The sequence below is a fragment of the Methanosarcina sp. UBA5 genome, assembly GCF_002505485.1.
GTDB lineage: Archaea > Halobacteriota > Methanosarcinia > Methanosarcinales > Methanosarcinaceae > Methanosarcina.
Window position 1 is genome coordinate 1 of sequence record NZ_DAVG01000059.1, and the last position, 1,454, is coordinate 1,454.

A 1,454-nucleotide genomic window follows, 5' to 3' on the forward strand; every position below is an offset into this window, starting at 1 on the left:
GAATTTGAAAACGAGCTTTCGACTGAAGAAGGCAAAGCTCTTATAGATGACCTTGCAAGTTTTGGGAGTCCGGTAATTCTTTTTTCCGGAGGGGAGCCAACCCTGAGAAAAGACCTGCCTGAGCTTGCGGCATATGCTCGTGAGAAGGGGATGAGAGCCGTAATTTCTACAAATGGGACGCTCATAGATCGGGAGATGGCAAAGAAATTAAAAGACGTCGGGCTTTCTTATGTAGGAGTTTCACTTGATGGGATAAGGGAGACAAATGACAAATTTAGGGGCATGAAAGGAGCATTTGATGCAGCTCTAAGAGGGCTTCACAATTGCCAGGAAGAAGGCATAAAGGTTGGCTTGCGTTTTACCATCAACAAGCAAAATGTAAAGGATATTCCTGCAATCTTTGACCTGCTTGAAGAAGAAAAGATTCCGAGAATATGTTTCTATCATCTGGTTTATGCAGGTCGGGGCTCAAAAATGGTAAAAGAAGATCTTTCCCTTGAGGAATCCAGGCAGGCTGTAGACCTTATACTTGAAAGGACAAGAAAACTTCATGAAAAAGGCTTTCTTGCCGAAGTCCTGACAGTGGACAACCATTGCGACGGACCCTACCTGTACATGAAGCTTCTCAAAGAAAATCCGGAAAGGGCTGCCGAGGTATTTGAACTTCTCTCCATGAACCAGGGCAATTCGTCAGGGGTAGGCATAGGCTGCGTATCCTGGGACGGGGCGGTACATGCCGACCAGTTCTGGAGGCATTACTCCTTTGGGAATGTACGGGAACGCCCATTCAGTGAAATCTGGACTGACCTGAGTGATGAACTCATGGCCGGGCTTAAAAACCGAAAACCCCTTATAAAAGCCCATGGAGATCGCTGTGCCCGGTGCAAATGGCTCGATGTTTGCAATGGGAACTTCAGAGTACGGGCCGAAGCCATATATGGAAACGTCTGGGCAGATGATCCTGCCTGCTACCTTACAAAAGAAGAAATTGGGTATTATAAGGCCTGAAACCCCCTTTCAGGCTTTATTTAATTATAGTTTTTATTCATCCTGTTTATGTAAGGTTGATCAGAAAAATCAAAACTTCTTCTCAAAAATCTCGTATTATGAATTATCAATTTAGTTCATTCATTCCAAAATATGCCAAAATACAGATTTTTGAATATACACATCAAGGAGAAGAGTAGTCAAATACACACATTCCTAAGTTAATTTCAAACGCAGATATGAACCGTGTACTTTCTGAAAAATACTGCAGAAATGAAAAAGGGGCACGGAGACTTTCCGTGCTTTCTCATGTATTCTATATTTATCTTTTCTCTTAGGTTAGTGAAGAAATTAGGTAATCAACTAAACTATAATTCGAGCCTCATAACCACGGTATTTAATTTTTAATATTAAGATTAGGTAATGTCAATGTTGTAGTGGTTACGATTCCTTAATTACCTATAACC

Annotated in this window: 1 protein-coding gene; it reads left to right on the forward strand. The window is 41.7% G+C overall.

Annotated features, from left to right (window positions below; genetic code table 11):
• A partial coding sequence (locus BP621_RS05780; protein WP_292388463.1) for a radical SAM/SPASM domain-containing protein occupies window positions 1-1,008 on the forward strand: 1,008 nt, incomplete at its 5' end.
• Window positions 1,009-1,454 lie beyond the last annotated feature (446 nt).